The organism is Acidobacteriota bacterium, assembly GCA_019347945.1.
In the GTDB taxonomy this organism is placed as follows: domain Bacteria; phylum Acidobacteriota; class Thermoanaerobaculia; order Gp7-AA8; family JAHWKK01; genus JAHWKK01.
The window spans coordinates 71452-94748 of sequence record JAHWKK010000002.1; the positions used below are offsets into that span (position 1 = coordinate 71452).

General features: G+C 61.2%; 21 protein-coding genes and 2 tRNA genes. 14 read left to right on the forward strand and 9 right to left on the reverse strand.

Annotation, left to right across the window (positions count from 1 at the left end; translation table 11 throughout):
• Positions 1–24: 24 nt before the first annotated feature.
• Positions 25–1581: an HD domain-containing protein gene (locus KY459_01770; GenBank protein MBW3563435.1), complete on the reverse strand. Its 1557-nt coding sequence runs from the start codon at positions 1579–1581 to the stop codon at positions 25–27.
• 176 nt (positions 1582–1757) lie between these two features.
• On the opposite strand from KY459_01770, the gene lpxC reads away from it, so the two are divergent.
• The 4 genes from lpxC (at position 1758) to KY459_01790 (ending at position 5357) form a co-directional block, all read left to right on the forward strand.
• Positions 1758–2642 (forward strand): UDP-3-O-acyl-N-acetylglucosamine deacetylase, encoded by an 885-nt coding sequence (gene lpxC / locus KY459_01775; protein MBW3563436.1) that lies wholly within the window; start codon positions 1758–1760, stop codon positions 2640–2642.
• An 80-nt stretch (positions 2643–2722) separates the two neighbouring features.
• Entirely contained in the window at positions 2723–3220 is a 498-nt protein-coding gene (locus KY459_01780; protein ID MBW3563437.1) for a hypothetical protein, read from the forward strand.
• Complete coding sequence (locus tag KY459_01785; protein ID MBW3563438.1) at positions 3205–4755, forward strand: glycosyltransferase family 4 protein; 1551 nt, start codon at positions 3205–3207, stop codon at positions 4753–4755. Before KY459_01780 ends, KY459_01785 begins: the two co-directional genes overlap by 16 nt.
• A gap of 77 nt (positions 4756–4832) precedes the next feature.
• A complete protein-coding gene (locus tag KY459_01790) occupies positions 4833–5357 on the forward strand; it encodes a CoA pyrophosphatase (protein MBW3563439.1) in 525 nt (174 codons plus the stop codon).
• Here the strand turns inward: KY459_01790 and KY459_01795 are convergent.
• From KY459_01795 to dnaK, 4 genes are read right to left on the reverse strand one after another with little or no spacing between them, the layout of a single operon-like run.
• Positions 5343–5618 carry a hypothetical protein gene (locus tag KY459_01795; protein MBW3563440.1) on the reverse strand — a complete coding sequence of 92 codons (276 nt, stop codon included), beginning with the start codon at positions 5616–5618 and terminating at the stop codon, positions 5343–5345. The genes KY459_01790 and KY459_01795 overlap by 15 nt on opposite strands.
• A gap of 27 nt (positions 5619–5645) precedes the next feature.
• Positions 5646–6809: a sigma-70 family RNA polymerase sigma factor gene (locus KY459_01800; protein ID MBW3563441.1), complete on the reverse strand. Its 1164-nt coding sequence runs from the start codon at positions 6807–6809 to the stop codon at positions 5646–5648.
• Complete coding sequence (locus tag KY459_01805; GenBank protein MBW3563442.1) at positions 6790–7212, reverse strand: MerR family transcriptional regulator; 423 nt, start codon at positions 7210–7212, stop codon at positions 6790–6792. The genes KY459_01800 and KY459_01805 overlap by 20 nt, the downstream gene beginning before the upstream one ends.
• A 46-nt stretch (positions 7213–7258) precedes the next feature.
• Positions 7259–9163: a molecular chaperone DnaK gene (gene dnaK, locus KY459_01810; protein ID MBW3563443.1), complete on the reverse strand. Its 1905-nt coding sequence runs from the start codon at positions 9161–9163 to the stop codon at positions 7259–7261.
• 291 nt (positions 9164–9454) lie between these two features.
• On the opposite strand from dnaK, the gene KY459_01815 reads away from it, so the two are divergent.
• Entirely contained in the window at positions 9455–10108 is a 654-nt protein-coding gene (locus KY459_01815; protein MBW3563444.1) for a Bax inhibitor-1/YccA family protein, read from the forward strand.
• Positions 10109–10117: 9 nt separating this feature from the next.
• Here the strand turns inward: KY459_01815 and KY459_01820 are convergent, their stop codons facing one another.
• Positions 10118–10774 carry a hypothetical protein gene (locus tag KY459_01820; protein MBW3563445.1) on the reverse strand — a complete coding sequence of 219 codons (657 nt, stop codon included), beginning with the start codon at positions 10772–10774 and terminating at the stop codon, positions 10118–10120.
• A gap of 100 nt (positions 10775–10874) precedes the next feature.
• Here KY459_01820 and KY459_01825 point away from each other — a divergent pair.
• The 7 genes from KY459_01825 (at position 10875) to KY459_01855 (ending at position 17341) form a co-directional block, all read left to right on the forward strand.
• Positions 10875–10951, forward strand: a tRNA-Asp gene (locus KY459_01825).
• 40 nt (positions 10952–10991) lie between these two features.
• Positions 10992–11621 (forward strand): CDP-alcohol phosphatidyltransferase family protein, encoded by a 630-nt coding sequence (locus tag KY459_01830; GenBank protein ID MBW3563446.1) that lies wholly within the window; start codon positions 10992–10994, stop codon positions 11619–11621.
• Positions 11618–12484, forward strand: a complete 867-nt coding sequence (locus KY459_01835) for a hypothetical protein (protein MBW3563447.1) — start codon at positions 11618–11620, stop codon at positions 12482–12484. The genes KY459_01830 and KY459_01835 overlap by 4 nt, the downstream gene beginning before the upstream one ends.
• Positions 12485–12486: 2 nt before the next feature.
• Positions 12487–13173: a rhomboid family intramembrane serine protease gene (locus KY459_01840; GenBank protein ID MBW3563448.1), complete on the forward strand. Its 687-nt coding sequence runs from the start codon at positions 12487–12489 to the stop codon at positions 13171–13173.
• Positions 13174–13212: 39 nt separating this feature from the next.
• Positions 13213–14934, forward strand: a complete 1722-nt coding sequence (gene dnaG, locus KY459_01845; GenBank protein MBW3563449.1) for a DNA primase — start codon at positions 13213–13215, stop codon at positions 14932–14934.
• 215 nt (positions 14935–15149) lie between these two features.
• Entirely contained in the window at positions 15150–16868 is a 1719-nt protein-coding gene (gene rpoD / locus KY459_01850) for an RNA polymerase sigma factor RpoD (protein MBW3563450.1), read from the forward strand.
• 382 nt (positions 16869–17250) lie between these two features.
• A tRNA-Leu gene (locus KY459_01855) sits at positions 17251–17341 on the forward strand.
• A 394-nt stretch (positions 17342–17735) separates the two neighbouring features.
• On the opposite strand, the gene KY459_01860 is transcribed toward KY459_01855, so the two are convergent.
• From KY459_01860 to KY459_01870, 3 genes are all read right to left on the reverse strand, one after another.
• Entirely contained in the window at positions 17736–18914 is a 1179-nt protein-coding gene (locus KY459_01860) for an acyl-CoA dehydrogenase (GenBank protein MBW3563451.1), read from the reverse strand.
• Between the two features lie 69 nt (positions 18915–18983).
• Entirely contained in the window at positions 18984–20060 is a 1077-nt protein-coding gene (locus KY459_01865; protein MBW3563452.1) for an Mrp/NBP35 family ATP-binding protein, read from the reverse strand.
• Positions 20026–20760: an LOG family protein gene (locus KY459_01870; protein ID MBW3563453.1), complete on the reverse strand. Its 735-nt coding sequence runs from the start codon at positions 20758–20760 to the stop codon at positions 20026–20028. The genes KY459_01865 and KY459_01870 overlap by 35 nt, the downstream gene beginning before the upstream one ends.
• A gap of 153 nt (positions 20761–20913) precedes the next feature.
• Between KY459_01870 and KY459_01875 the strand changes: the two genes are divergently transcribed.
• Positions 20914–21798 carry a formamidopyrimidine-DNA glycosylase gene (locus KY459_01875; GenBank protein ID MBW3563454.1) on the forward strand — a complete coding sequence of 295 codons (885 nt, stop codon included), beginning with the start codon at positions 20914–20916 and terminating at the stop codon, positions 21796–21798.
• 75 nt (positions 21799–21873) lie between these two features.
• Complete coding sequence (locus tag KY459_01880; protein MBW3563455.1) at positions 21874–23232, forward strand: FAD-dependent oxidoreductase; 1359 nt, start codon at positions 21874–21876, stop codon at positions 23230–23232.
• The last annotated feature ends 65 nt before the right edge of the window (positions 23233–23297 follow it).

Here is a 23297-nt window from a genome sequence, read left to right on the forward strand (position 1 = left end):
GAATACTCTTTCGGATGATGGGATTCAGGTGCGGAGAGAGACGAAGGCGTCGACAAGATCGGAGTCGAACTGGCGGCCTTTCGCCCCGGAAAGCCGACTGCACGCTTCCTCGACCGATACCGGCGGCTTGTACGAGTCCGGTGCCGTCATCGCGTCGAACGCTTCGCAGATGTGAATGATTCTCGACCCGGTCGGGATCTCTTTCCCCTTCAGGCCTTCCGGATAACCTGTACCATCGACGCGCTCGTGATGCGAATGAACCAGCGTTGCGATCTCGGCTCCGAGTGGAGAGCGTGAGATGATGGCCGCACCGACCATCGGATGCTGTCGCACGAGGATCATCTCCGAGTCGGAAAGTTGCCCCTTCCTCTGTATTCGCTCCCACCCGAGTGGCCTCATCCCGACGTCATGAACCATCCCGGCCAGCCGGATTCTCTCAATCTCCTCGCTTCCGAGGCCTGCCTTGCCGGCGAGCTCGGCAGCCATCGAAGCCACGCGCTCGGAGTGGTCGACCAGATCGGGAAGTGACTCCAGATCGGGCTCGATCAGTCGTAGGGCCACGTTCCGCATCAGCGGCGTGCGCGAGTGCGCGGCTACTGCGTTCGATACCGATTCCTCGACACACTTGTGAAGCCGTTCCAGAAGACTGCGTACGTCGCGCCCCGGAGTCTGGCTGAACGCCACGCTCAGAACGAGCTCGCCGAATTCGCGAAGCGGTGCCGCCATCAGCGAGGCGATGTCTCCCGGAACAACCGGTGACCCTCCATTGCCGATCCAAGGGTCCTGCTGAACTTTCAACGGAGCAAGATCCCCGCCCCGCTTCTGCATCCAGGTGCCCAGCCGCTTCTGAATGTCGCTCACGGCTTCCGGAGAAATCGGACCGCGCGCAACCATGTAATACGTCAAAATGGTGGGTGACAGATCCGCCAGCCCTGCCGCCACGACCCCACGGAGCCCGAGAAAAAGGCCGAGCATCGTGCGTGCCACATCCAGTCGCGCAGGATCGATCGGCTCGATCCGGCCCGAGCTCCGCGTCTTCCCCTTTTGCAGTTCCGTCTTCGCCCTCTCGACCACCGGAAGCATCCAGATCTCGTCATCGCCACCCTCGGAGCTCTGTCCCATCTCAGAAACCTGGATCTTCTTTTGGCCGAACAAACCCTCTTCAGCGAACAGATCGAGATAGGCGTCCGCGATCGCCTGCGAGCTCCGCACGTCCTTCGGCGTGAATGGCTGATCGCCCGCCTTGTCCCTGATGTCGAGAAAACCGACGAGCTTGCCCCGTGAGTAGATCGGCGCCACCAGAAGCCTGCTGGTGCCGGCATCATAGAGAAGCTCGGAAAACCTCATATCCTCAGTCAGGTTGTTCAGGTAAAACGCTCCCCTTTTCATGATGAGGTTGTTGACCAGATCGTCGCGAGACTGGTGTTTGTCGGGGAGACCTTCCCGGAAGCCGTACTGGGTCACCGCCTTATAGGTTTCGTCACCTTCGGCGAGATACAGCGCGGCCTTTGTCGCCCGGATTTCCTCGAGGCACCGGTAGAGAAGTTCCTTGAACCGCGGTTCCAGTTTGGCCAGACTCATCCGGAGGAAGTATAGCCAGCTTTCGCGCTCCACTAGGGCGAACTGTCTCGTATCAGAGACAGATGTGGCATTGCTGCGACACTTACCGCGCGGCTGGTCAGGACATACGTCCTTTGTTTCACGATGTTTAGCCCGAACCGACGCCTGGCATCATCCTGGCTCTTGCAGCTCCCTCGATGAGTCGCCAAAGGTCCCGCCGCACAATCGCCAATGCAGTCGCCATCGAGGGTCACGGCCTCCATTCGGGGATCTATACGACCCTGGAGCTCCGTCCGGCCAACCCGGGGGACGGCATCGTTTTCCACCGGAAGGACCTCGGAAACCTCGAGATCGCCGTCCGTCAGGACTCCACCACCGCGCTGGATCACGCGACCTCGGTGGGCCTGGACGACGTCTCGGTCGGGACGATCGAACATCTTCTCTCGGCGATGCAGGCTTCCGGAGTCACAGATGCGTGCCTGGTGATCGATGGCCCCGAGGTGCCGATCATCGATGGAAGCGCTCTTCCGTTCGTCCATCTGATCGAGGCAGCGGGCCTGCGCGAGCTCGACAGAGAGGCCTCTCCGATCAGAATCGAGCGTCCGATCGTCGTGGAATCCGGTGACCGTTTCATCAGAATCGATCCGGCAGCCGAGCTTTCCGTCTCGTATACGATCGCCTTCGATCATCCCGCAATCGGAGTTCAATCCCTCGACTGGGTCGCCGACCCGGTGAGCTTTGCAACCGAGATCGCACCCGCGCGTACCTTCGGCTTCCTCGCAGAGGTCGAGAAGCTGAGGGCCGTCGGCCTTGCGCGAGGGGGCTCGGTCGACAACTGCATCGTTCTCGACGACGCAACGGTGACGAATGGCCCGCTCCGATTTCACGACGAGTTCGTTCGCCACAAGATCGTCGACCTGCTGGGAGATCTCGTTCTTCTGGAACGGCCGGTCATCGGCAGAATCACCGCCTACAAGGCGGGCCACGCGCTTCACTCCCGCTTCGTCGAGGCTCTGCTGAGGGCTTCGGAACAGGAGCAGCCGGCTCGTTCGGCGTCCCGCTACGATCGCACGGTCGTCTAAGTCGCCGAGGCTTCCCTGTTGCCTCGAAGTCCCACACTCCCGTAGCATCGAACGCAATGACCGATCGAGCGAGCCGAAGAATGAGGCACATTCCTGCGCGTGGCTGGTTCGTGGGGCGCATCGATCACCGCACCCGGGAAACGATCGACCTCCTCTACCAGTCGGCCTTCGGAACGAGCCACGAAAACCGCGCTCTGGAGCATGCGATCGAGGATGAGCTTCGAGAGATCATCAGGCTCCTCGGAGTCTTTTCGAGTCTCGCAGGATCGAAACGCCGTCCCGGCGACCGTCCGAGCCACCTCCGCGTCGAGCTCGAGGAAGCCATCAGCGATGCCGTGAAGACACTCGAGGCGATCGACTCGGAGCGCTTCGGCGTTTCCGCACCATCGGACTCATTCGAAACGTCCCCGTGGGAATCGCTTCTCGCAACATGGCTGGTCATCGACAAGCGTCTCGAATCGGTTCTGGAGAAGGTCGAGATTCTCGACGCCGAGGTTCGCTCCAGGCTTACGGAACGCCTCGGGCCGCCGTCCCCGAGCCTCGATCCGTATCTTCTGACTCAGTGGCAGCAGGCGTGATCCGAGTCGCCTGGCTATCTCCACTGCCTCCCTCCAGAACCGGGATCGCCGACTACTCGGCGATGCTGCTCCCCCCTCTCGCCGAGCGTCTCGATCTGGTCGCGGCCAGCGATCAGCCTTCGATCGATCTGACCGGCGTCCGCACCGCCCCGATTGCCGAACTGCAGCGGGAGTCTTTCGACGTCGTCGTCGCCCAGATGGGCAACAATCTCCATCATGAACCGATCTACCGCTTCCTGACCGAAAACGCCGGCCCCTCGGTCCTGGTTCTTCACGACATCGTTCTCCATCACCTCATCGCCGAGGTCACCCTCGCACGAGGCCTCGGCGATGAGTACGAACAGATTCTCGAAGCCGAGCATCGCGAGACGGGAGCCGCATTCGCTCGCGCACGTGCCGCAGGACTGCACCTCGAGATCGGAAACTTCCTTCTTCCGGCATCAGCGAGCTTCGCAAGCCTGGCCACACGCGTCATCGTTCATAACCGCTGGGCCCGTGAACGACTGTTGGAGCTCGGCGTGACGAGTCCCGTCACAGTGATCGATCATCCGCACCCTCCGCACGCGGCTGTTCGCTCCACGGACGCGCACCCCTCGATGCGTTCGCGTTTCGGGATTCCGTCCGACCGTCGGATGATCGGAGTATTCGGGTTCATCACCGAAGCGAAGCGACCGGCTGTGGTTCTGGAAGCATTCCAGCGCGCCCGGCAGTCGGATCCTTCGCTTCACCTGGCGTTTGTCGGGGAACCGGGGCCGACGGTCGATCTCGAGGCCCTTGCGGAAGGTCTCGGAGTGCCCGATGAGGTCTGGTCGGCCACCGGCTACGTCCCGGCCGAGGAGTTCGAGGCGATGCTTTCGGTCTGCGATGCGGTCGTCGCACTCCGCTATCCTTCAGCGGGCGAGAGCTCGGGCCCGCTCATTCAGCTCTTCCGGCACGGGATTCCTGTCGCGGTCAGCGACTATGCCCAATTCGCGGATCTTCCGCACCCGGTGGTCATCCACGTGCCGCTCGGCGAAGGAGAGATCGATCGCCTCGTCGCCTTCCTCGTGTCACCTCCGGACCGGAGGCTCGTCAGCGAAGCTCAGCACCGCTGGCTCGATCAGCACGGAGACCTCGGCTCAGTCGTGGATCAGTACGTGCGGGAGATCGAGGCCGCGAACAGCCGACCCTCGCACCCTCCCACGATCCCGAAAAAAACCCGACTCGAAGGCGTTCCACTTCTTCCAACGCTCTCCGCTGATGCCAGCGTCAGAGGAAATGTTCTGCACGTTACCTTGCGCAACGACGGCACCAGAACGCTTCCTGCAAAACAGTGGGGACTGCCGTGGTACGCCGTTAGCGTCGAGATCGAAACTCCCTCGGACCGTTCGTCCTTTCTCGAAGAGATGAAGGGTGACCTCGCAGCCGGCGCGTCCTTTTCGTTCGAGGTCGACGTTGGCGAGGTTTCGCAGGGAGCGATCGTGAGACTCGCCCATTACCAGGACCGGCTTCCAGGGCTCTCCCGGCCGTTCTACCAGAAGGAGATCCGGCTCTGAGCAATGTCGAGCGGACCCTTGATCTGATCCTGCGGGAGCTCTCCTGTCGTCCGTCGCTGTCGATCGATCCCGGCCAGTTGCGTCGGGCGAGCGTTCTGATCTGTCTGATCGTACGCGACGGCCAACTGAACATCCTCTTCTCGGAGCGGTCTGCTGATCTCCCGGTTCACGGCGGTCAGATCTCGTTCCCCGGTGGTGCCATCGAGCCCGGCGAGGCCGGTGTCGACGCCGCACGTCGGGAGACCGAAGAGGAAGTCGGCATCCCACGGGATCGGATCACGATACTCGGCAGACTCGACGACATCGAATCTCGAAGCGGCTTCGTGATCTCTCCATTCGTCGGAACTGCCCCCGCATCAGCCGAGTACATCCTCCAGCCCTCAGAGGTCGTCGCAACCTTCGAGATCCCGCTCGATGAGCTCATCCGTGAGGATCAGCCCAGGGTGCGTTACGTCAGCCGGCGAGGCGTAACCTATCCCGTGTTCTCGTTCGCGTGGGAGGACCGGGACGTCTGGGGACTCACCGCCCAGATCCTGAAATTCTTTCTCGATCGAGTGAGGCGGGCGGGCATCAACCAATCGAGTGATTCAGGACTCCCCTGACATCTTCGAGAGCTTCTCTCTCAGTTCGACGACCCTGGCATGATGGTACTGATCGATGCGGCGCTGCAGCTCGTCCTCGGGCACTCCTGTCAGGTCTTCGGTATGGAGCTTCTTGAGTGCCCCGGCGGCGTAGATCTTGGTCTCGATTCTCCAGCTGGGACGGTAGAGGAACTCGGTCTGAATGGTGAGTTTCGTCGATCCGGCGTCGAAAGCATCGAGCCGTCCCATCGGAGCGGAAGCCGGCGGGCTCGCATCGGCCATGCTCGGATTCTACTCCATTCGGGAGAGCTAACGCCGGAGCGCGAGTCCCCGGCATTTCGACTCTGCCCTCGACTCGATCTGGCGAACCCTTTCGCGCGAGACCCCCATGATCAGCCCCACATCCCGCAGCGTGAACGACTCCCCTCCGAGTATGCCGTATCGGAGCAGCAGACATACACGCTCGAGCAACGGCAGCGCATCGATGGCTGCCGAGAGAGTGCCGCCGTGGTTGATCGCTTCGAGCGTGGCTGCCCTTTCGCGGCCGATTTGCTCGACCTCGCCCTGGAGGTCAGCGAGAGAAATCCAGAAGACCCATGATGCGTGCGGGTCCGGATTCGAGTTGAGCAGCAGATGGCTGAGCTCGGTCCAGTTCACTCCGAGGCTGTCTCCGAGCCGATCGACGGCCTGGTCGACCGCGTTTCGCACGACGCTCGGATCGACACCGATGAACTCGCCGATTTCCTCGACGCTCAACGGGCGATTGTCCGAAACTCCATAGCGGAGGGTCAGGACCAGGCGCTCCCGGGGATGGAGCTCGGCCAAGTCGTCGAGAAGGCGCTGGCGTCGATCGTCGATCTGCATGACTTCGTCGGCCGCAGCGATGGCCGTCTGCTCGAGGACGTCTTCGAGCTGAAGCCCGCCGTCGTTGCCGAGATCCTCATTGAGAGAGAAGCTGGTCTGACTCGCTCGGAGGAGAGTCTGGATCTCGTCGACGCTGACGTCGAGGGCGGCGGCGAGCTCCTGAGGAGTCGGCATGCCCTCGTCGCCCTCGATTCCCGCCCGGATCGCGCGCTCCAGCTTGACGAGCAGAGAGTGCTGTTTCTGGGGAACGCGGAAAGCGCCCCTGTGCTCGGACAGGGCCTGCAGGATCGACTGGCGGATCCACCACACGGCATACGTGATGAACTTGACCTTTCGGCCCGGGTCGAACTTCTGAGCGGCGTGAAGAAGTCCCAGGTTGCCCTCTTCGATCAGATCGAGAAGAGGCACACCGCTGCCACGGAACTTCTTTGCATAGGAGACTACGAAACGGAGGTTGGACCTGACGAGACGATCGACTGCTTCCGCGTCACCCTCGCGGGCCCGGGTCGCGAGCTCGATCTCTTCTTCCGGGGTCAGGCGAGGATAGCGGGCGATCTCCTGCAGGTACGCCCGTAAGAGGTCGACTTCATCATCCCGTCTTCTTTTCATCGTCCGCACCCGGAGTATGTGAGGTCAGCCGCTGCAAATGCCTGGCCTCCACCCTGACGAGCGCGGTCGCGCGATCGATCCGAATCCTTCGATCGATCACCTGTCCGCGTATCAAATCGAGCATCCGATCGGTATTGATCGAAGCTTCGTCCTGAAGCTTGCGGCACAATCCGAGTATAACCTCGACGCCCGCGAGGTTGACACCGAGATCACGCGTCAGTCGAAGAATCATTTCGAGGCGGCGAATCTCTTCCGGCCCGTAGATCCTGGTGTTTCCGTCCGTGCGGGATGGCTTCAGCAGACCCTCCCGCTCGTACATGCGAAGCGTCTGCGGATGAATGTTGTAGCGCTCCGCCACGACCGAAATCATCACGAAACCGTCTCGTTTGGCTTTCCTCGGCATGATCTGAAGTCGGGGCGGAGCGCACAGAGGCGCCCCGCCCTGTCCTTTACTTCTCCTCGTCGACGACTTCGGCCTCGATCACGTCGTCCTCGGACTGCTCCGCCTGTTCGGTCGGACCGGAATCGGGGGCCTGACCCTGATCGGCGGCTTCCGACTTGTACATCTTCTCCGCGAGCTTGTGCGACTGCTGCTGCAGAGACTCCTGCGCCTTCTTCATTCGACCGGTGTCGCCGTCCTCCATCGCCTTCCGTGCTTCCGAAAGGGCGGTCTCCAGTGAGCTGATTTCTTCCGCATCGAGCTTCTCTCGATTCTCCGAGAGGAGTTTGTCGAGATCGTAGACCATGCTGTCGAGATTGTTCTTGACCTCGACGGATTCGCGGCGCTCGCGATCCTCGGACTCGTGCCGTTCCGCGTCACGGACCATCTGATCGATCTCGTCCTTGTTGAGGCCGGACGAGCTCGTGATGGTGATCTTCTGCTCTTTGCTCGTGCCCCGATCCTTCGCGGAAACATTCAGGATCCCGTTCGCATCGATATCGAAAGTAACGTCGATCTGCGGGACGTTCCGAGGCGCCGGCGGAATCCCGACCAGACTGAAGTTGCCAATCAGCTTGTTGTCGTTCGCCATCTCGCGCTCGCCCTGGAGAACCTTCACCTCGACCGAGGTCTGGTTGTCCGCCGCGGTCGTGAAGGTCTGGGTCCGCTTGGTCGGAATCGTGGTGTTCCTCTCGATCAGCGTCGTCATGAGGCCACCGAGCGTCTCGATCCCGAGAGAAAGAGGCGTCACGTCGAGCAGAACCACGTCCTTGACGTCACCCGAGAGCACGCCACCCTGAATCGCGGCGCCGATCGCAACGACCTCGTCCGGATTCACTCCGCGGTGCGGTTCCCGTCCGAAGAACTCCTTCACGAGACGCTGCACCATCGGAATTCGTGTGGAGCCACCGACGAGAACGACTTCGTCGATCGCGCTCGGTTCGACACGGGCATCCTTCATCGCCTGCTTCACCGGCCCCATCGTCTTCTCGAGGATGTCGCCGACGAGCTGCTCGAACTTCGCCCGCGTGAGCGTCAGGTTGAGATGCTTTGGCCCGGTCTGGTCGGCGGTGACGAACGGGAGATTGACGTCCGTCGACGTCGTCGACGAGAGCTCGATCTTGGCCTTCTCCGCGGCTTCCTTGAGACGCTGAAGCGCCATCTTGTCCTTCGAGAGGTCGATCCCCTGATCCTTCTTGAACTCCTCGATGATCCAGTCGATCACGCGCTGATCGATGTTGTCTCCACCGAGGTGCGTATCACCGTTGGTCGACTTGACCTCGACGACTCCTTCTCCGCTGACCTCCAGAATCGAGATGTCGAACGTACCACCACCGAAGTCGTAGACCGCGATCGTCTTGTCGTCCTTCTTGTCGAGTCCGTACGCGAGGGCCGCAGCCGTCGGCTCGTTGACGAGCCTCTCCACCTTCAGACCCGCAATCTCACCGGCATCCTTGGTCGCCTGCCGCTGCGCGTCGTTGAAGTAGGCCGGGACCGTGATGACCGCCCGCTCCACCTTCTCGCCCAGATAATCTTCCGCCGCCTGCTTCAGCTTCTGAAGAATCATCGCGGAGATTTCCGGGGGCGAAAAGAGCTTCCCGTCGATCTTGACCCGCGCGTCTCCGTTCGGCGCCTTCTCGACCTCGTAGGGCACCATCGAGATCTCTTCACCGACCTCGTCGAACGAGCGCCCCATGAAACGCTTGATCGAATACACCGTGTTCTCGGGATTGGTGATCGCCTGGCGCTTCGCTACCTGGCCGACCAGCCTCTCCCCCGATTTAGTGAATCCGACGACCGACGGGGTCGTTCGATTCCCCTCGGCGTTGACAATCACCTGCGGCTCATCACCCTCCATGACCGCGACGACCGAATTCGTGGTCCCGAGATCGATTCCTATGATTTTTCCTGGCATCTAATCCTCCGATTCAAAAGAACTTGTGAATGAAATACAAAACTTTAGTGTGCCGTTATCAGGTTTGTAAACATGAGCCGACTGGTATTACATTCCGAACGAGCATAAAACGCGCCAGGGATTACGATCGACCGAAGATTCGGTTGACATTTGCGCGCACCCGGAGCAACCATTGGCGCCCCGGCGCGAGGGGCGCGGAGGAAACCAAAAATGCAGTTTCAGCGAAACCCCGATCTCGAACTGAACCGTCTGAGCGCCGATGCGCTCAACCCGGAACGAGCCTCCGTGGACATGATGAAAGCCAGGGAGCGAACCTTCATCCAGGGAGTCTACGGATGGATGTTCGGAGGCCTTCTGATCACTGCCCTCGGGGCCGCCTGGGTGATGATGTCGCCCGCGATGCAGGGTTACGTCCGGAGCTATCTGTTCATCCTGATCATCGCCGAGCTCGGCCTCGTGGTCGCGCTCAGCTTCGGGATCAACCGGTTCAGCCCGCTCGCCGCGACGACGATGTTCATGACCTATTCGTTTCTGAACGGTCTCACGATCTCGGGAATCATCATGGTCTACACACCCGCGTCGGTTCTCGGCGCTTTCATCGTCGCGGCCGGGATGTTCGCCGCCATGAGCGTCTACGGGCTCGTCACCCGGCGAGATCTCACATCGTGGGGCTCGTTCTTTTTCATGGGACTGATCGGTCTGCTCCTCGTGATGGTCGTCAATGGATTCTTTCTTCGATCCTCGGGGCTTTCCTTCACGATCAGCATTGTCGGCGTCTTCATTTTCGTCGGTCTGACGGCGTACGACACCCAGAAGCTGAAAGCGTACGCGCAGGTCGGGGGCGGTCGTGAGACGAACTATGCGATCTTCGGAGCGCTGGCACTCTACCTCGACTTCATCAACCTCTTCCTGATGCTGCTTCGACTCTTCGGGCGGCGTGACTGAGGGCAGCGATTACTCGCTTTCGTCGTAGATCAGAATGATCTCGCGGATCGCCGGGTTGATCGCCTGGATCACTGCGTTCCGGGAGGAGAAGACATCCTCCCCTTCGAGCGCGCGCGTCCGAGGATCGTCATCGGCACCGAACCGCACGATCAGGCGGCAACCCTCGCCGATCGATTCTCCCAGCGGCCCATCTCCCCAGTCCGCCACCGTCCCGGCGTAGTCCCACGCATAGCCGTGCATCGTGAACGGTCCCATGTTGATCCTCTCGACCGATCTCAGATCCTCCCCCACCTTCAATCCGGTCTGCGTCGACCACGCGGTCGAAGGCTCGGAGATCCGGATCGATTCGATCTCCCGCCTCCGCACGGGATCGACCCAGGTGATCTCGAGCCTCCGGCGAGGGTCGTCGCCGAACAGGACGGTGCCGTCAACGCTTTCGCCTTCACCGATGTAGATCTCTTCCCTCGTGACGTTCCCGGTCCCGAAATGGGCGGCGAGAGTCTCCTCCGAGGAGTAGCGCGCGAACGGGCCGGAACACTGGAGAATGTCGAACGCGTTCGGCATCGAGGTCGAACATGCGGCCAGAAACGCGACGAAGACGAGCGCTGAAACGAGTAATCGCAGTCGGGTCGGGAAGAGTTTTCCCGGAAGCTTTGAGCAGGACATCCGAGCATTATCTCGCACAAAGAATCGAGATCGGGAGTGCAGTGGGACTGCAGGGAATTGAGATTGGAAGTGCCCGGTTCAGAGACTCGTCAAACGGCGCGGGATCGTAGTTCAGTTGGTTAGAACGCCGGCCTGTCACGTCGGAGGTCGCGGGTTCGAGTCCCGTCGGTCCCGCCATTTGACTCCTCCCTCCGACCGCGTCCGGTAGAATCCGGACGTGAACCCCTGGAGAGCGCGGTTGGATCGATGGTTCGGAGGACTCGCCCGTCGCTCGCCACTCAGCCCGAATCAGATCACTCTGATCGCGCTCACACTGAATCTCGCCGCAGCCGCCCTGCTGGCCTTCGCCGGCCAGAATCCCGTCCTTTTTCTGGTCGCACCTCTGATCATTGCTGCCGGAGGGCTGCTCGACGCGATCGACGGACTCGTCGCGAGGCATCGCGACATGAAGACCCGCCTGGGCGACTTCGTCGATCACTTCTCCGACCGCGTCAGCGATCTCGCTCTTTTTGCGGGGTGGAGTATCGGCAGCGGCGTCCAGGGCTGGATTGCGCTCGTCACGCTCTCGCTCATCGCTCTGACCGGTTACACGGGTACCCAGATCGAGGCGTCGTTCGGCAGCCGATCGTACGCTGGACCGGGACGGGGGGAGTACGTCCTGATCGTCTTCGCCCTCCCTCTCATCACATGGACGATCCTCGCGAGCGGAGCTTCGGGGTCGATGCTCGCCAGCCTCAGGATCGTCGACTGGCTCGCTCTGGCGCTCGCTGCCGGGAGCTTCTACTCGGTGACCGGCCGGCTGCGGGAAGCGATCAACGAGTCGCGCTCGGGGAAGGAGTCCCGGTGAGCCTGCCTCGCTACGTCCGCGATCCGCTCAGCGGCGTACCCTCGATCCATGCTCCGGACCGGCTGGAGAGACCGAACGCGATCCTCGCATCGGACCAACGATCCTCCTGTCCTTTCTGCCCTGGCAACGAGGACCAGACACCCCCGGAGATCGACCGGAAGAAAGACGGCTCGGACGGCTGGCTCGTGAGAATCGTTCCGAACCGTTATCCGGCAGTTCTGCCGGATGCTCCCGCAACGGGTGCGCACGAAGTGATCATCGAGCATCCCGATCACGAAATCGTTTTCGAGGATCTCGGCGACGATCACGGGGCTCTCTGTGTGGGAACCTGGATCGACCGCGTCGAGAGCCACGCCGACAGCCCCTGCGTCACGCTTTTCCGCAATTCGGGTCCGGGATCGGGCGCATCGATCGCGCACGCCCATACCCAGCTGATTGCGCTCGCCCGTGTTCCGGAACGAATCTCGAGAATCCGCGAAGGCTTCGAGAGAGATTGTCCCGTCTGCAGGGCATCAGCTGCGGAACGAATCGTCGAGACCCCGGCTTTTTTCGTCTCAGCGCTTCCGGACTCCGAGTGGCCCTTCCGGCTGATCGTCGCTCCGAACGATCACACCCCTTCGGTCCGAGGTACGGACGCCGGCGGGCTCTATCGCGCGATCCGGGAGGCCGTCAGACGGATACGAGAGGCGTTCGGGCATATCGGATGGAACCTCTTTCTCCACGAGGGCGGCGGTCCCCGATTTCACTGGTTCATCGAGCTGACTCCCCGGCTGGTCGTCGTCGGCGGGTTCGAGCTCGGAACCGGAACGATGATCAACCCGGCCTCCGCGTCCGCGGTGGCCAGAATGTTGCGAGGCGGCTGACCGTGCTTCCGATCCGCGACATCAATCCTCGCCACAAGTTCCCTTGGGTCAACATGTCGATCATCGCGATCAACATCCTCGCGTTCGGCTGGGAGCTGCTCCAGGGACCCGCGCTCGACCAGGCCCTGCGCGATCTCGCGTTCATCCCGGCGAGGTTCTGGATGCCCGGTCAGTTTTTCGAGGATGGCACCCGGATTCTCGTGTCGATGTTTCTTCACGCCGGATTTCTCCACATCGGATCCAATATGCTCTATCTCTGGATTTTCGGCGACAACGTCGAGGATCGGATGGGGCACGTCCGGTATGCGATCTTCTATCTCGCCTGCGGCTTTCTGGCGACTCTGGCGCACGCATTCAGCGCTGCCGGCTCGTCAATTCCGACCCTCGGGGCTTCGGGAGCGATCGCAGGAGTGCTCGGCGCGTATCTGGTCCTCTTCCCCCGTGTCCGGGTCATCACATTCATCCCGCTCGGTTACATGATGCTGATGAGGGAGCTGCCAGCGCTGATCGTTCTGGGGCTCTGGTTCGTCCTGCAACTCTTCACAGGCGTGGCCTCGATCGGCATCGAGGCAGGAGTCGAGCAGGGGGGCGTCGCGTGGTTCGCTCACATCGGGGGCTTCGTGGCAGGAATGATTCTGGTGTTCCTGCTCGGCGTGCGAAGGACGAAAGCGGGTCCCCTTCAGGGTTGATATATTCGCCGGTGCGCGCATCGGCAAGTACAGTCGCACATGGCGAACGTCGACCTCACCGACCAGGCACTCTCCCGAGTTCGCGACGCGGCGGACATCGTCGACGTCGTCTCCCAGACGACCTCACTGAAGGTCCGTGGCCGGACGCATCTGGGTCTCTGTCCCTTTCACCGCGAAAAAACGCCCTCGCTCAACGTCGACCGCGACAAGGGGCTGTTCTACTGCTTCGGCTGCGGAGAAGGGGGCGACGTCTTCAAGTTCCTGATGCTCATCGAACGGATGAGCTTCCCCGAGGCGGTGGAGCATCTCGCCGGCCGCTACGGGATCGAGCTTCCGAAGCGGGCTGGCCGAAAGACCGAGAAGGCTCGTGAAGATCTCCTGAGCCTCGTCGAGGACGCTTCCGAGGCATTTCACCAGGCGCTGATGCAATCGGACAATCCGGCAAAACGCTACCTGATCGAGCGCCGTGTCGACGAGAGAATCTGGACGCAGTACGGATTCGGCTACGCCCCCGACATGTGGGACTACCTTCTTACACGGCTCGGGCGGAAGTACTCCTCGAAGCAACTCGAGGAGGCCGGGCTCGCAGTTCCGCGCAAAAGCGGGAGCGGCCACTACGACCGGTTCCGCAATCGCCTCCTCATCCCGATTCACAACGAGAGCGGGACGCTGGTCGGTTTCGGTGGACGCTCGCTCGACGGCTCCGAACCGAAATACTTAAACTCACCCGAATCTCCGCTGTTCGACAAATCCCGACTGCTCTACAACATGCACCGCTCGAGGGACAGCATGAGGAAAGTCGATCGAGCAGTGCTCGTCGAGGGTTACTTCGACTGCATCGCCCTCGACGACGCCGGAGTCTCGGGTGTCGTCGCATCGATGGGAACGGCCCTGACGCCCTCCCAGGCACAAATCATCCGCCGTCGTGCCTCGCGGGTCGTTGTTTTTTACGATGGAGACCCCGCCGGAAGGCGAGCAACACTTCGTGCCGCGCCGATCCTCCTCGGCGCCGGGCTCGACGTGGCGGTCGCGGATCCCGGGAGCGGGGACGATCCCGATACCTACCTCCAGCGGGAGGGACTCGACGCACTGATGAAGATGATCGGCGGTTCCCGGGACGTCTTCGAGTTCGCGCTGGACGAAGTCGTTCCCGGAGGGGAACGGCTCGACAGCGCGGCAAAGAGGGAAGCTCTCGAGGCAATCGCCCCCCTGCTGGCTGCCTCATCGGACCCGGTCACCCGCAACGACGCGGTACGGAGGGTGGCCGAGCGTCTTCAGCTCGAGTTCGACACGGTCTGGTCTTCGGCGAAGTCGACCCGGAAGGGCCGCGACTCGGAGCCGCTCCGAGCCGCCCCCGTCGCCTCGGGAGAGATCTGGCTGCTTCGCCGGCTTCTCGGAGGCTCGGAGCCCGATCTCCTGGACGATCTCGACCCCGATCTTTTCGACGATCCTCAGTGCCGGAGGATCGCCCGGGCCGCCCGCGAGCTTCATGATCAGGGCGAAAGGGTTGATTTTCCGTCGATCGCGACCCATCTTAAAGGGGAAGCCGAGTTGAACCGGCTGTCGGAGCTGGCGTTCGCCGACGAGGAGAAGGCGGACCCGGCCGCGGTGGGAGCGACACTCGATCGGATGAAAAAGCGACAGCTGGATCGGAAGGCCGCGGAGATACAAACCGCCATCGTCGAAGCGGAGAGGGAGGGCGCGCACGAACGACTCGATGAGCTGATCCGGGCAAAGATGAAGCTCATCAAAATGAAATAAAACCGAATCGGCAGGTCATTACGAAAGTGTTAACTCCGAGACCGCGGTGCACGTCCGTCACGAACGGCCGTGGACCGGGACCTCGAGGCGGGTTCCAAAAGCAGACCGTGAGTGAAGTCGACGTAGTCCACGAGCGCATGATACAGCGCCAAAATGACAGAGATCGACTGCCGACATCGATCGAGCGGGCTGACACCACACCAGGAGGCTTGGACTTGAGCGTTGAGGAGAAGTACGTCGAAGTCCGTCATCTGATCGCGATCGGCAAGGAAAAGGGCTACCTGCTTTACGACGAGATCTACGAAAGCCTTCCGGAGGACGTCACCAATCTCCCGGAAGAGCTCGACGAGATCTACATTCGTTTCAATGACCTCGGCATCGATATCGTCGATGATGCCGAAAAGCTGAGCTCCCCGAAAGACGAGTCGGTCGAAGGGCCGGACGAGAAGGATCAGCGCGAGCAGATCCAGGCGGAAATCGCCGCCGCGGCCGCCGGACTCGTCGACAAGACCAACGATCCCGTGAGGATGTATCTGCGGGAGATGGGAACGGTCAAGCTCCTCGATCGCGATGGCGAAGTTCGCATCGCGCGTCGAATCGAGCAGGGAGAGATTCAGGTCTTTCAGGCGCTTTCGCGACATCGCGCCATCGTCGAACAGGTGCTGAAGATCTCCGAGGCCGCCAGACGGAACGATCAGTCTTTTCAAACACTGATCGAATCGTCGATGAGCCAGGATGACGGCGACACCGACACACCGAAGCTGCAGAACACTCCGAAAATCTCCGACAGTCTGAAAGTTTTCGATCAGATCGCAAGACTGCAGAAAAAGATCGACACCGCCAGCGAAAAGCTCGCCGAGTGCAAGCGAGCCCGCTCGCGGCAGACTCTCGAAAAGAACATCGAAAAGTGGAGCTGTGAGATGGCGGATCTGGCAAGATCCACCGAGTTCACTCCGCAGCACCGGGCCCGCATGATCAACGTTCTTGGTGACATCAACCGCGAGATGGGACGCTGTGCATCATCCGTCCGAAAGGACGAGACCCAGCTCCGCAAAGAGAAAGATCGCACCCGGAAGGATTTCTACCGGAGGCGAATCGCCAAGTACAAATCGAAACTGTCGCATCTCGAGCAGACTTACGGAATCGAGCATGACGACATTCGCGAAACGATCCGCGACGTCCGCGAGGGTGAAGGGACGGCAGAGCTCGCAAAGCAGGAGCTGATCGTCGCAAACCTTCGTCTCGTCGTTTCGATCGCGAAGAAGTACACCAATCGCGGGCTTCAGTTTCTCGACCTCATTCAGGAAGGCAACATCGGCCTGATGAAGGCTGTCGAGAAATTCGAGTACCGGCGCGGCTACAAGTTCTCGACCTATGCGACCTGGTGGATTCGCCAGGCCATCACCCGCGCAATCGCCGATCAGGCGCGAACCATCAGGATTCCGGTTCACATGATCGAGACGATCAACAAGCTCACCCGCACCTCGCGGGCGCTCGTGCAGGAGCTCGGACGGGAGCCGAACGCCGAAGAGATCGCCAACCGGATGGAAATGCCGGTCACGAAGGTCCGCAAGATCATGAAGATCGCACAGGAACCGATCTCGCTCGAGACACCGATCGGCGAAGAGGAGGACTCGCATCTCGGAGACTTCATCGAGGACCGGGCGGCAGTTTCACCGATCGATCACGTCATCGTGGCGAATCTCAAGGATCAGACGGCTTCGGTTCTCCGCTCTCTGACCCCTCGGGAGGAGGAAGTGCTCAAGATGAGGTTCGGCGTCGGCGACGGCTCCGAGCACACGCTCGAAGAGGTGGGCCGCTCGTTCAACGTCACGAGGGAACGCATCCGGCAGATCGAGTCGAAAGCGCTCCGGAAGCTCCGGCATCCGTCGCGATCGAAGAGGCTCCGGCCGTTTCTCGACTCGAATCTCTAGGATCAAAACGACACGGAAAGGCGTTGCATTAAACGAAACGAAATTTTATACTGCTCGGCGGGACAACAGGCGGAACGAAATGCGCCACTCCCCGGTTTAGCAGAACGACACTTCGGTGTCCGATGTTCTTTGCCAGAACGAAAAGCTCCCGCCCCTCCCCGCCACTCCGGGGTGAGTTGGGGCGGTCGATCCGGTCCATGGTGCGGCGGTGTGGGCCATCGCGCTCTCGAAGGCGATGGTGCTTGTCATGGGTCCGCCGGAAATTCAAGGGGAGGAGGTACTTGCAGGTACATGGTTTCTAATAAACGTCATATGGGGGATGGTAGCTAGCCACCCCCACCCCGAAGTAAAAAGGGCGCCGAAAGGCGCCCTTTTGATTTCTACCCCGGTGGCGAAACTGGTAGACGCACGAGACTTAAAATCTCGAGCCGGTTACTTCCGGCGTGCCGGTTCGAATCCGGCCCGGGGTACCAGGAAGCAGGAGCCAGGAATCAGGAGCCAGGATCCAGGATCCAGAAGCCAGTATCCGTTGCGCTGACCTTGTCCCTGAGTGATGGTGGCTGGCGGTCCCTGAGTCACCGCATGTCGCCGAGGATCGGAGCGGAGACTGGCGGATGAGACGTTCGGAAGGCGTCGTGTGGCTTCACGATCTCCCCGGGATCCTTCGTCGCTGACGCTCCTCACAGAATGATGGCACGCCGACGCCATGGCTACTGCTGCGAAGTTCTTGAATGCTGAGATCCTGATCCCTGGATCCTGGATCCTGACTCCTGGATCCTGATTCCTGGATCCTGACTCCTGGATCCTGATTCCTGGATCCTGACTCCTGTATCCTGACTCCTGGATCCTGGATCCTGGATCCTGCTTCTACAGCTGATCGGTCAAAATCGATTTCGCGATCGTCTGCAGCTGCATGTTCGACGTCCCCTCGTAGATCTGTCCGATCTTCGAGTCCCGCCAGTACTTTTCGACCGGATACTCACGAGTGTAGCCATTCCCCCCGAAAATCTGAACGGCCATGGAAGTGACACGCTCGCACATCTCCGAAGAATAGAGTTTGGCCATCGCCGCTTCGCGAAGGAACGGCTTACCAGCGTCCTTCAGTCGCGCCGAGTTGTAAACCATCAGCCGGGCCGCTTCGAGCTCGGTGGCACACTGGGCGATCTGAAACTGCAGACCCTGGAACTCGGCGATCGGACGGCCGAACTGCTTCCGCTCCTTCGAGTAGGCAATCGCGTGCTCGAGCGCCCCGCGCGCGATTCCCACCATTTGCGCACCGATCCCGATTCGCCCCTCGTTCAGCGTCTCGATTGCCAGCTTGTAACCCTTCCCGACCTCTCCGAGTACGTTTTCCTTCGGCACCTCGCAATCGTCGAGCATCAGCTCGCACGTGGACGAAGCGCGGATTCCCGTCTTGTCCTCCTTCTTCCCGACGGAAAAGCCCTCGAATCCCCTCTCCACGAGGAAGGCTGTGATTCCCTTGTAGCCGGCATCCGGGTTCACGTTGGCAAAAATCACGAACAGCCCCGCTTCGGCGGCATTGGTGATCCACAGCTTGCGTCCATTCAGCACCCAGCGGTTGCCCTTCTCCTCAGCGCGAGTCGCCAGGGCGAAGGCATCCGAGCCGGACCCGGCTTCGGAAAGCGCATAGGCGCCCACCATCGACTCGGCGAGCTTCGGAAGGTACCGCCTCTTCTGTTCGTCATTCCCCCAGCGGAGAAAGATGTTGTTCACCAGCGTATTCTGTACATCGACCAGCACCCCGCACGACGCATCGACGTGAGAGAGCTCTTCGACCACCAGAACGGCATTGAAAAATGTCGATCCCGTTCCGCCGAACTCCTCCGGAATCTCGATACCCATCAGGCCAAGCTCGAAAAAACTCCTGATCAGGTCGGGATTCATCTCCCCTTTCTGGTCCATTTCGTGGACCAGAGGACGAATCTGTTCGACGGCAAAATCCCGCACGCTTTCCTGAAGCATCTGCTCATCCTCGGAAAGGGAGGTGAGAGGCGCTGCAGCCGCGAGGGTATCCTCTGAGATCATTCGGTGCCTCCAGTTTACGCGCCCCGAGCGGGCACGTCGGTTCGAAATTCTATCAGGATGAATGGACGCTCAGCGGGAGCCCGCGGGCACGAGCGTACTCACGATCCGTGATGCGATCTCGATGAACGCCTGCGAGGCGATGCTCTCGGGATCGAGCGCGACGATCGGCTCGCCCGAATCTCCGCCAATGACGACCCGCGGGTCGATCGGTATCTCGCCGAGGAATGGCACATCGAGAAGGGCAGCCGTACGCCGGCCGCCGCCATGGCCGAAGATCTCTTCCCGTTCACCACAGTGCCGGCAGATGAAGTAGCTCATGTTCTCGACGAGCCCGAAGATCGGCACATCGATCTTCCGAAACATCGCGAGCCCCTTCCGGGCGTCGATCAGCGAGATGTCCTGCGGCGTCGTGACGATGATTGCTCCCGACAGAGGCACCTGCTGCGCGATCGTCAGCTGGGCATCGCCGGTTCCCGGCGGCATATCGAAGATCATGTAATCGACCTCGCCCCATTCCACGTCACCGAGGAACTGATCGAGAGCTTTTTTCACCATCGGGCCACGCCAGATGACCGGAGTGTCGGGATCGGCAATCAGCCCGAGCGACATCGTCTTCACCCCGTGACGCTCCATCGGGATGATCCGGTTGGACTTCTGATCGATCATCGGCTTGCCATGAAGGCCGAGCATCATCTGCTGGGACGGCCCGTAGATGTCGGAATCGAGGATGGCGACCGAGTTTCCCTGACGCGCGAGTGCCAGCGCGAGGTTCGTGGCCACGGTCGACTTCCCAACTCCGCCCTTTCCCGAGGCGACGGCGATCGTGTTTTTCACCCCCGCCATTGCATGAATTCGCTGAACGGTGGGAGGGAGGCTGCCGCCCGTTGGTATCCGGGCATCGCGCGTCACCACGTCCTTCCGGATGTCGACCGACTCGATCCCGTCGATGGCGAGGACCTTCGCTTCCGCGTTCCGGACGATTTCCTCCACCGCCTCCGGTTTTTCCGTCTTCATCCTGATGGTGAACGAGGCACGGCTCCCCTCCACCTTCAGATCGTGGATGAATCCGAACGAGACGATGTCCCGCGACAGACCGGGAAAAGCGACGCCTTTAAGCGCCTCGAGTACGTCGTTTTCTGTTGGCATTCTTCGTTTCCTTGAACTTCTCGAAGGTCTCCTTGAGCAGAGGGAGCGCTTCGCTCGCGTTGTCGACCACGACCGCGACCTTCATCTCGGGCGGACTGACCAGGTTGCGCGAGACCATCATCTGATCCATCCACTCGAGCAGTCCGTGCCACATCGGCCCGACCAGAATGAGCGGATGCGACTGGATGTGCTTCACCTGCAGCAACTGCCACACCATGAAGAGCTCCAGAGCCGTTCCGATCCCCCCGGGTACGACGACGAACGCCGACGAAAGCCTCACGAAATGATGGAGTCGCGAGAAAAACGTCCGATGCCGGTACACCCGGCTCACGAACGCGTTGTGCCCCTCCTCGGTGGGCAGATGGATCGGAAGACCGAAACTCCTCGAGCGTCCTGCCTTGCTTCCCTCCATCGAGCCCGAATTCGCGGCCTCCATCAGCCCCGGACCTCCCCCGGTGACGATGTCGATCCCCATCTCCGAAAGACCACGGCTGAGCTCGTAGACGTCCTGATAGATCGGATCACCCTTCTGGATGCGCGAGCTGCCGAAGATCGAAACGCGAAAGAACTCGACGTGCTCGGGCTGGATCTGCTCGAGGTCGTTGATCGTTTCCCACAGGTGGTAAATCGCGCGATCGAGAATCTGCTCCGGTTCCCGGATCGATCCCTTTTTCCTCTGCGCCTTCTTCAGGCTTTCCATTTCGGCAAATGTATCACGGGGTGCTGGAGGATGTTGCGCGGTCCGCAGGAGCCGGATCTCGCACCGCTGATGAAGAACGCCTACGGACGGACGTCCGAAACTGAGGCACATCGCTCTGCGCGGCTCGCTCGCTGCTAGACTTTCGCGGCCGACATGCCGGAGCTGCCCGACATCGCCGCGTATCTGGTCGCGCTCGAGCCGAGAATCGTGCGACGGACACTGCAGAAGCTGAGGATCGGAAGTCCTTTCCTGCTTCGGACATTCGAACCGAGCCCATCCGAACTGGAGGGGCGGCGTGTGAACGGAATCTCCTCGATCGGCAAGCGGATCGTCTTCGAGATCGAGGATGAGCTCTTTGCGGTCATCCATCTGATGATCGCCGGGCGTTTTCGCTGGAAGGACGAGACCGGTGCTGCTGTCCCGAAGAAGCTCGGTCTCGCTGCATTCGATTTCGACGACGGAACGCTTTTGCTGACCGAAGCTGGCTCGAAGCGACGCGCTTCGCTCAGTCTTTTTCGAGGTCGCGAGGCGCTCGCCGAAATCGATCCGGGCGGCGCCGACGTCTTCGGCATCGATCGCGATGCGTTCGCGAGGATCCTTCGCCGCGGGAACCATACCCTCAAGCGGGCGCTCACCGAACCCCGCAACTTCTCGGGCATCGGCAACGCCTACTCGGACGAGATCCTCCATGCGGCAAGGCTCTCGCCACTTCAGCTCACCTCCAGGCTCGGAGACGATGAGATCGACCGCCTCTTCGAAGCGACCCGGGTCACGCTGGCGGACTGGCGGAACCGTCTCACGTCGGAAGCTCGCAAGGGTTTTCCGGAGAAGGTCACGGCGTTCCGTCCCGAGATGGCGGTCCACGGAAAGTACGGCCAGCCCTGCCCCGCCTGCGGCAGTCCCGTGCAGCGGATCGTCTACGCGGACAACGAGACGAACTACTGCGCCACGTGCCAGACAGAAGGGAAAGTTCTGGCGGACCGGGCGATGTCGCGGCTCCTGAAAAAGGACTGGCCGAGATCGATCGATGAGCTTTGACTCGTCGGGATGACCGCAGCCGCTTCGTCGAAACGAGTCACAAGTTCATACCCCAGGCTGATAGGATCGCCCCCCATGAGCGAAAACATCGGAAGCTCCGGCAATCCACTCCGCGTGGCGATCATCGGAACCGGGCCCTCGGGGATGTTCGCCGCGGGCGCCCTTCTGAAGTCGGGGCTCGAAGTCAGAGTCGACCTTTTCGACAAGCTCCCTACACCCTACGGGCTCGTCCGATACGGCGTTGCCCCCGATCATCAGAAGATCAAGAAGGTCGCTGCGGCATTCGAGCGCACCGGCGCCGACGAGCGCGTCCGGTTCTTCGGAAACGTAAAGCTCGGCCGGGACGTGACGCGAGAGGAGCTCCTCGATCACTACCACCAGATCGTCTACGCGGTGGGGGCTCAGGCTGATGCCTCGCTCGGGATTCCGGGTGAAGACCTCGAAGGAAGCATTTCGTCGACCGAGCTCGTGAACTGGTACAACGGACACCCGGAGCTCGAGGGGTTCGATGTCCCTCTCGAGCACAGAAGCGTCGCGATCATCGGTATCGGGAATGTCGCGATCGACGTGGCGAGGATTCTGGCGAAGCGGCCCGAGGATCTCGCAACGACAGACATCTCGGATGCCGCTCTGGCTGAGCTGTCGAAGAATCACATCCGTGAGATTTTCGTCCTGGCCCGCCGCGGACCCGTCGAGGCCAAATGCACGCCGAAGGAGCTATCGGAGCTGAGCGAGGTCGAAGGGGCGCAGGCGTGGATCAACCCGGACGAGCTCGAGCTCGGCCCGGAAAGCGAGAAGGCTCTCGAGGAAGACCGCAGCGCACAACAGAACATCGAGATATTCCGCCGCCTCGCGGGGGAAGCGTTGATCGAGGGCAAACGCCACATCCATTTCAAGTTCCTCGTCTCCCCCGTCGAGATCCTCGGTGAGAATGGGCGGGTCACAGGGCTCAAAGTCGAACGCAACCGCCTCGTCATGCGCCCCGACGGCCGCCTCTCGGCGGAGGGGACCGGCGAAATGGAAACTCTGGCGGTCTCGATGGTCGTGCGGGCGGTGGGTTACCGTTCCCGTCCTCTCCCGGATGTCCCGTTCGACGAGAACCGGGCGATCATCCCAAATCAGAAGGGGACGGTCGGCAATCGGGAGTACGCCGTCGGATGGATCAAACGGGGCCCGACGGGACTCATCGGTACAAACAAGGGCGATGCGAACGAAACCGTCGAGTCGATGCTCGCGGAGATCCCCGCGCTCGGGAACCTCGAAGTCTCGGCGGATATCGCAGAGTTGCTCAACCAGCGCGAAGTCCGCTTCGTGACCTGGGAGGAATGGCGGCGGCTCGACGAGCTCGAGACCGAGCGGGGAAGCACGTCAGGACGGCCCCGCGTGAAGTTCGCGACGATCTCGGAGATGCTCGAAGGCTGCGACAACTGCTGAGAGGGGGGTTGGAGGTTGGAGCGTCCACAGCCGTACTGAATGAACCTCCAACCTCAAAGTTCCAA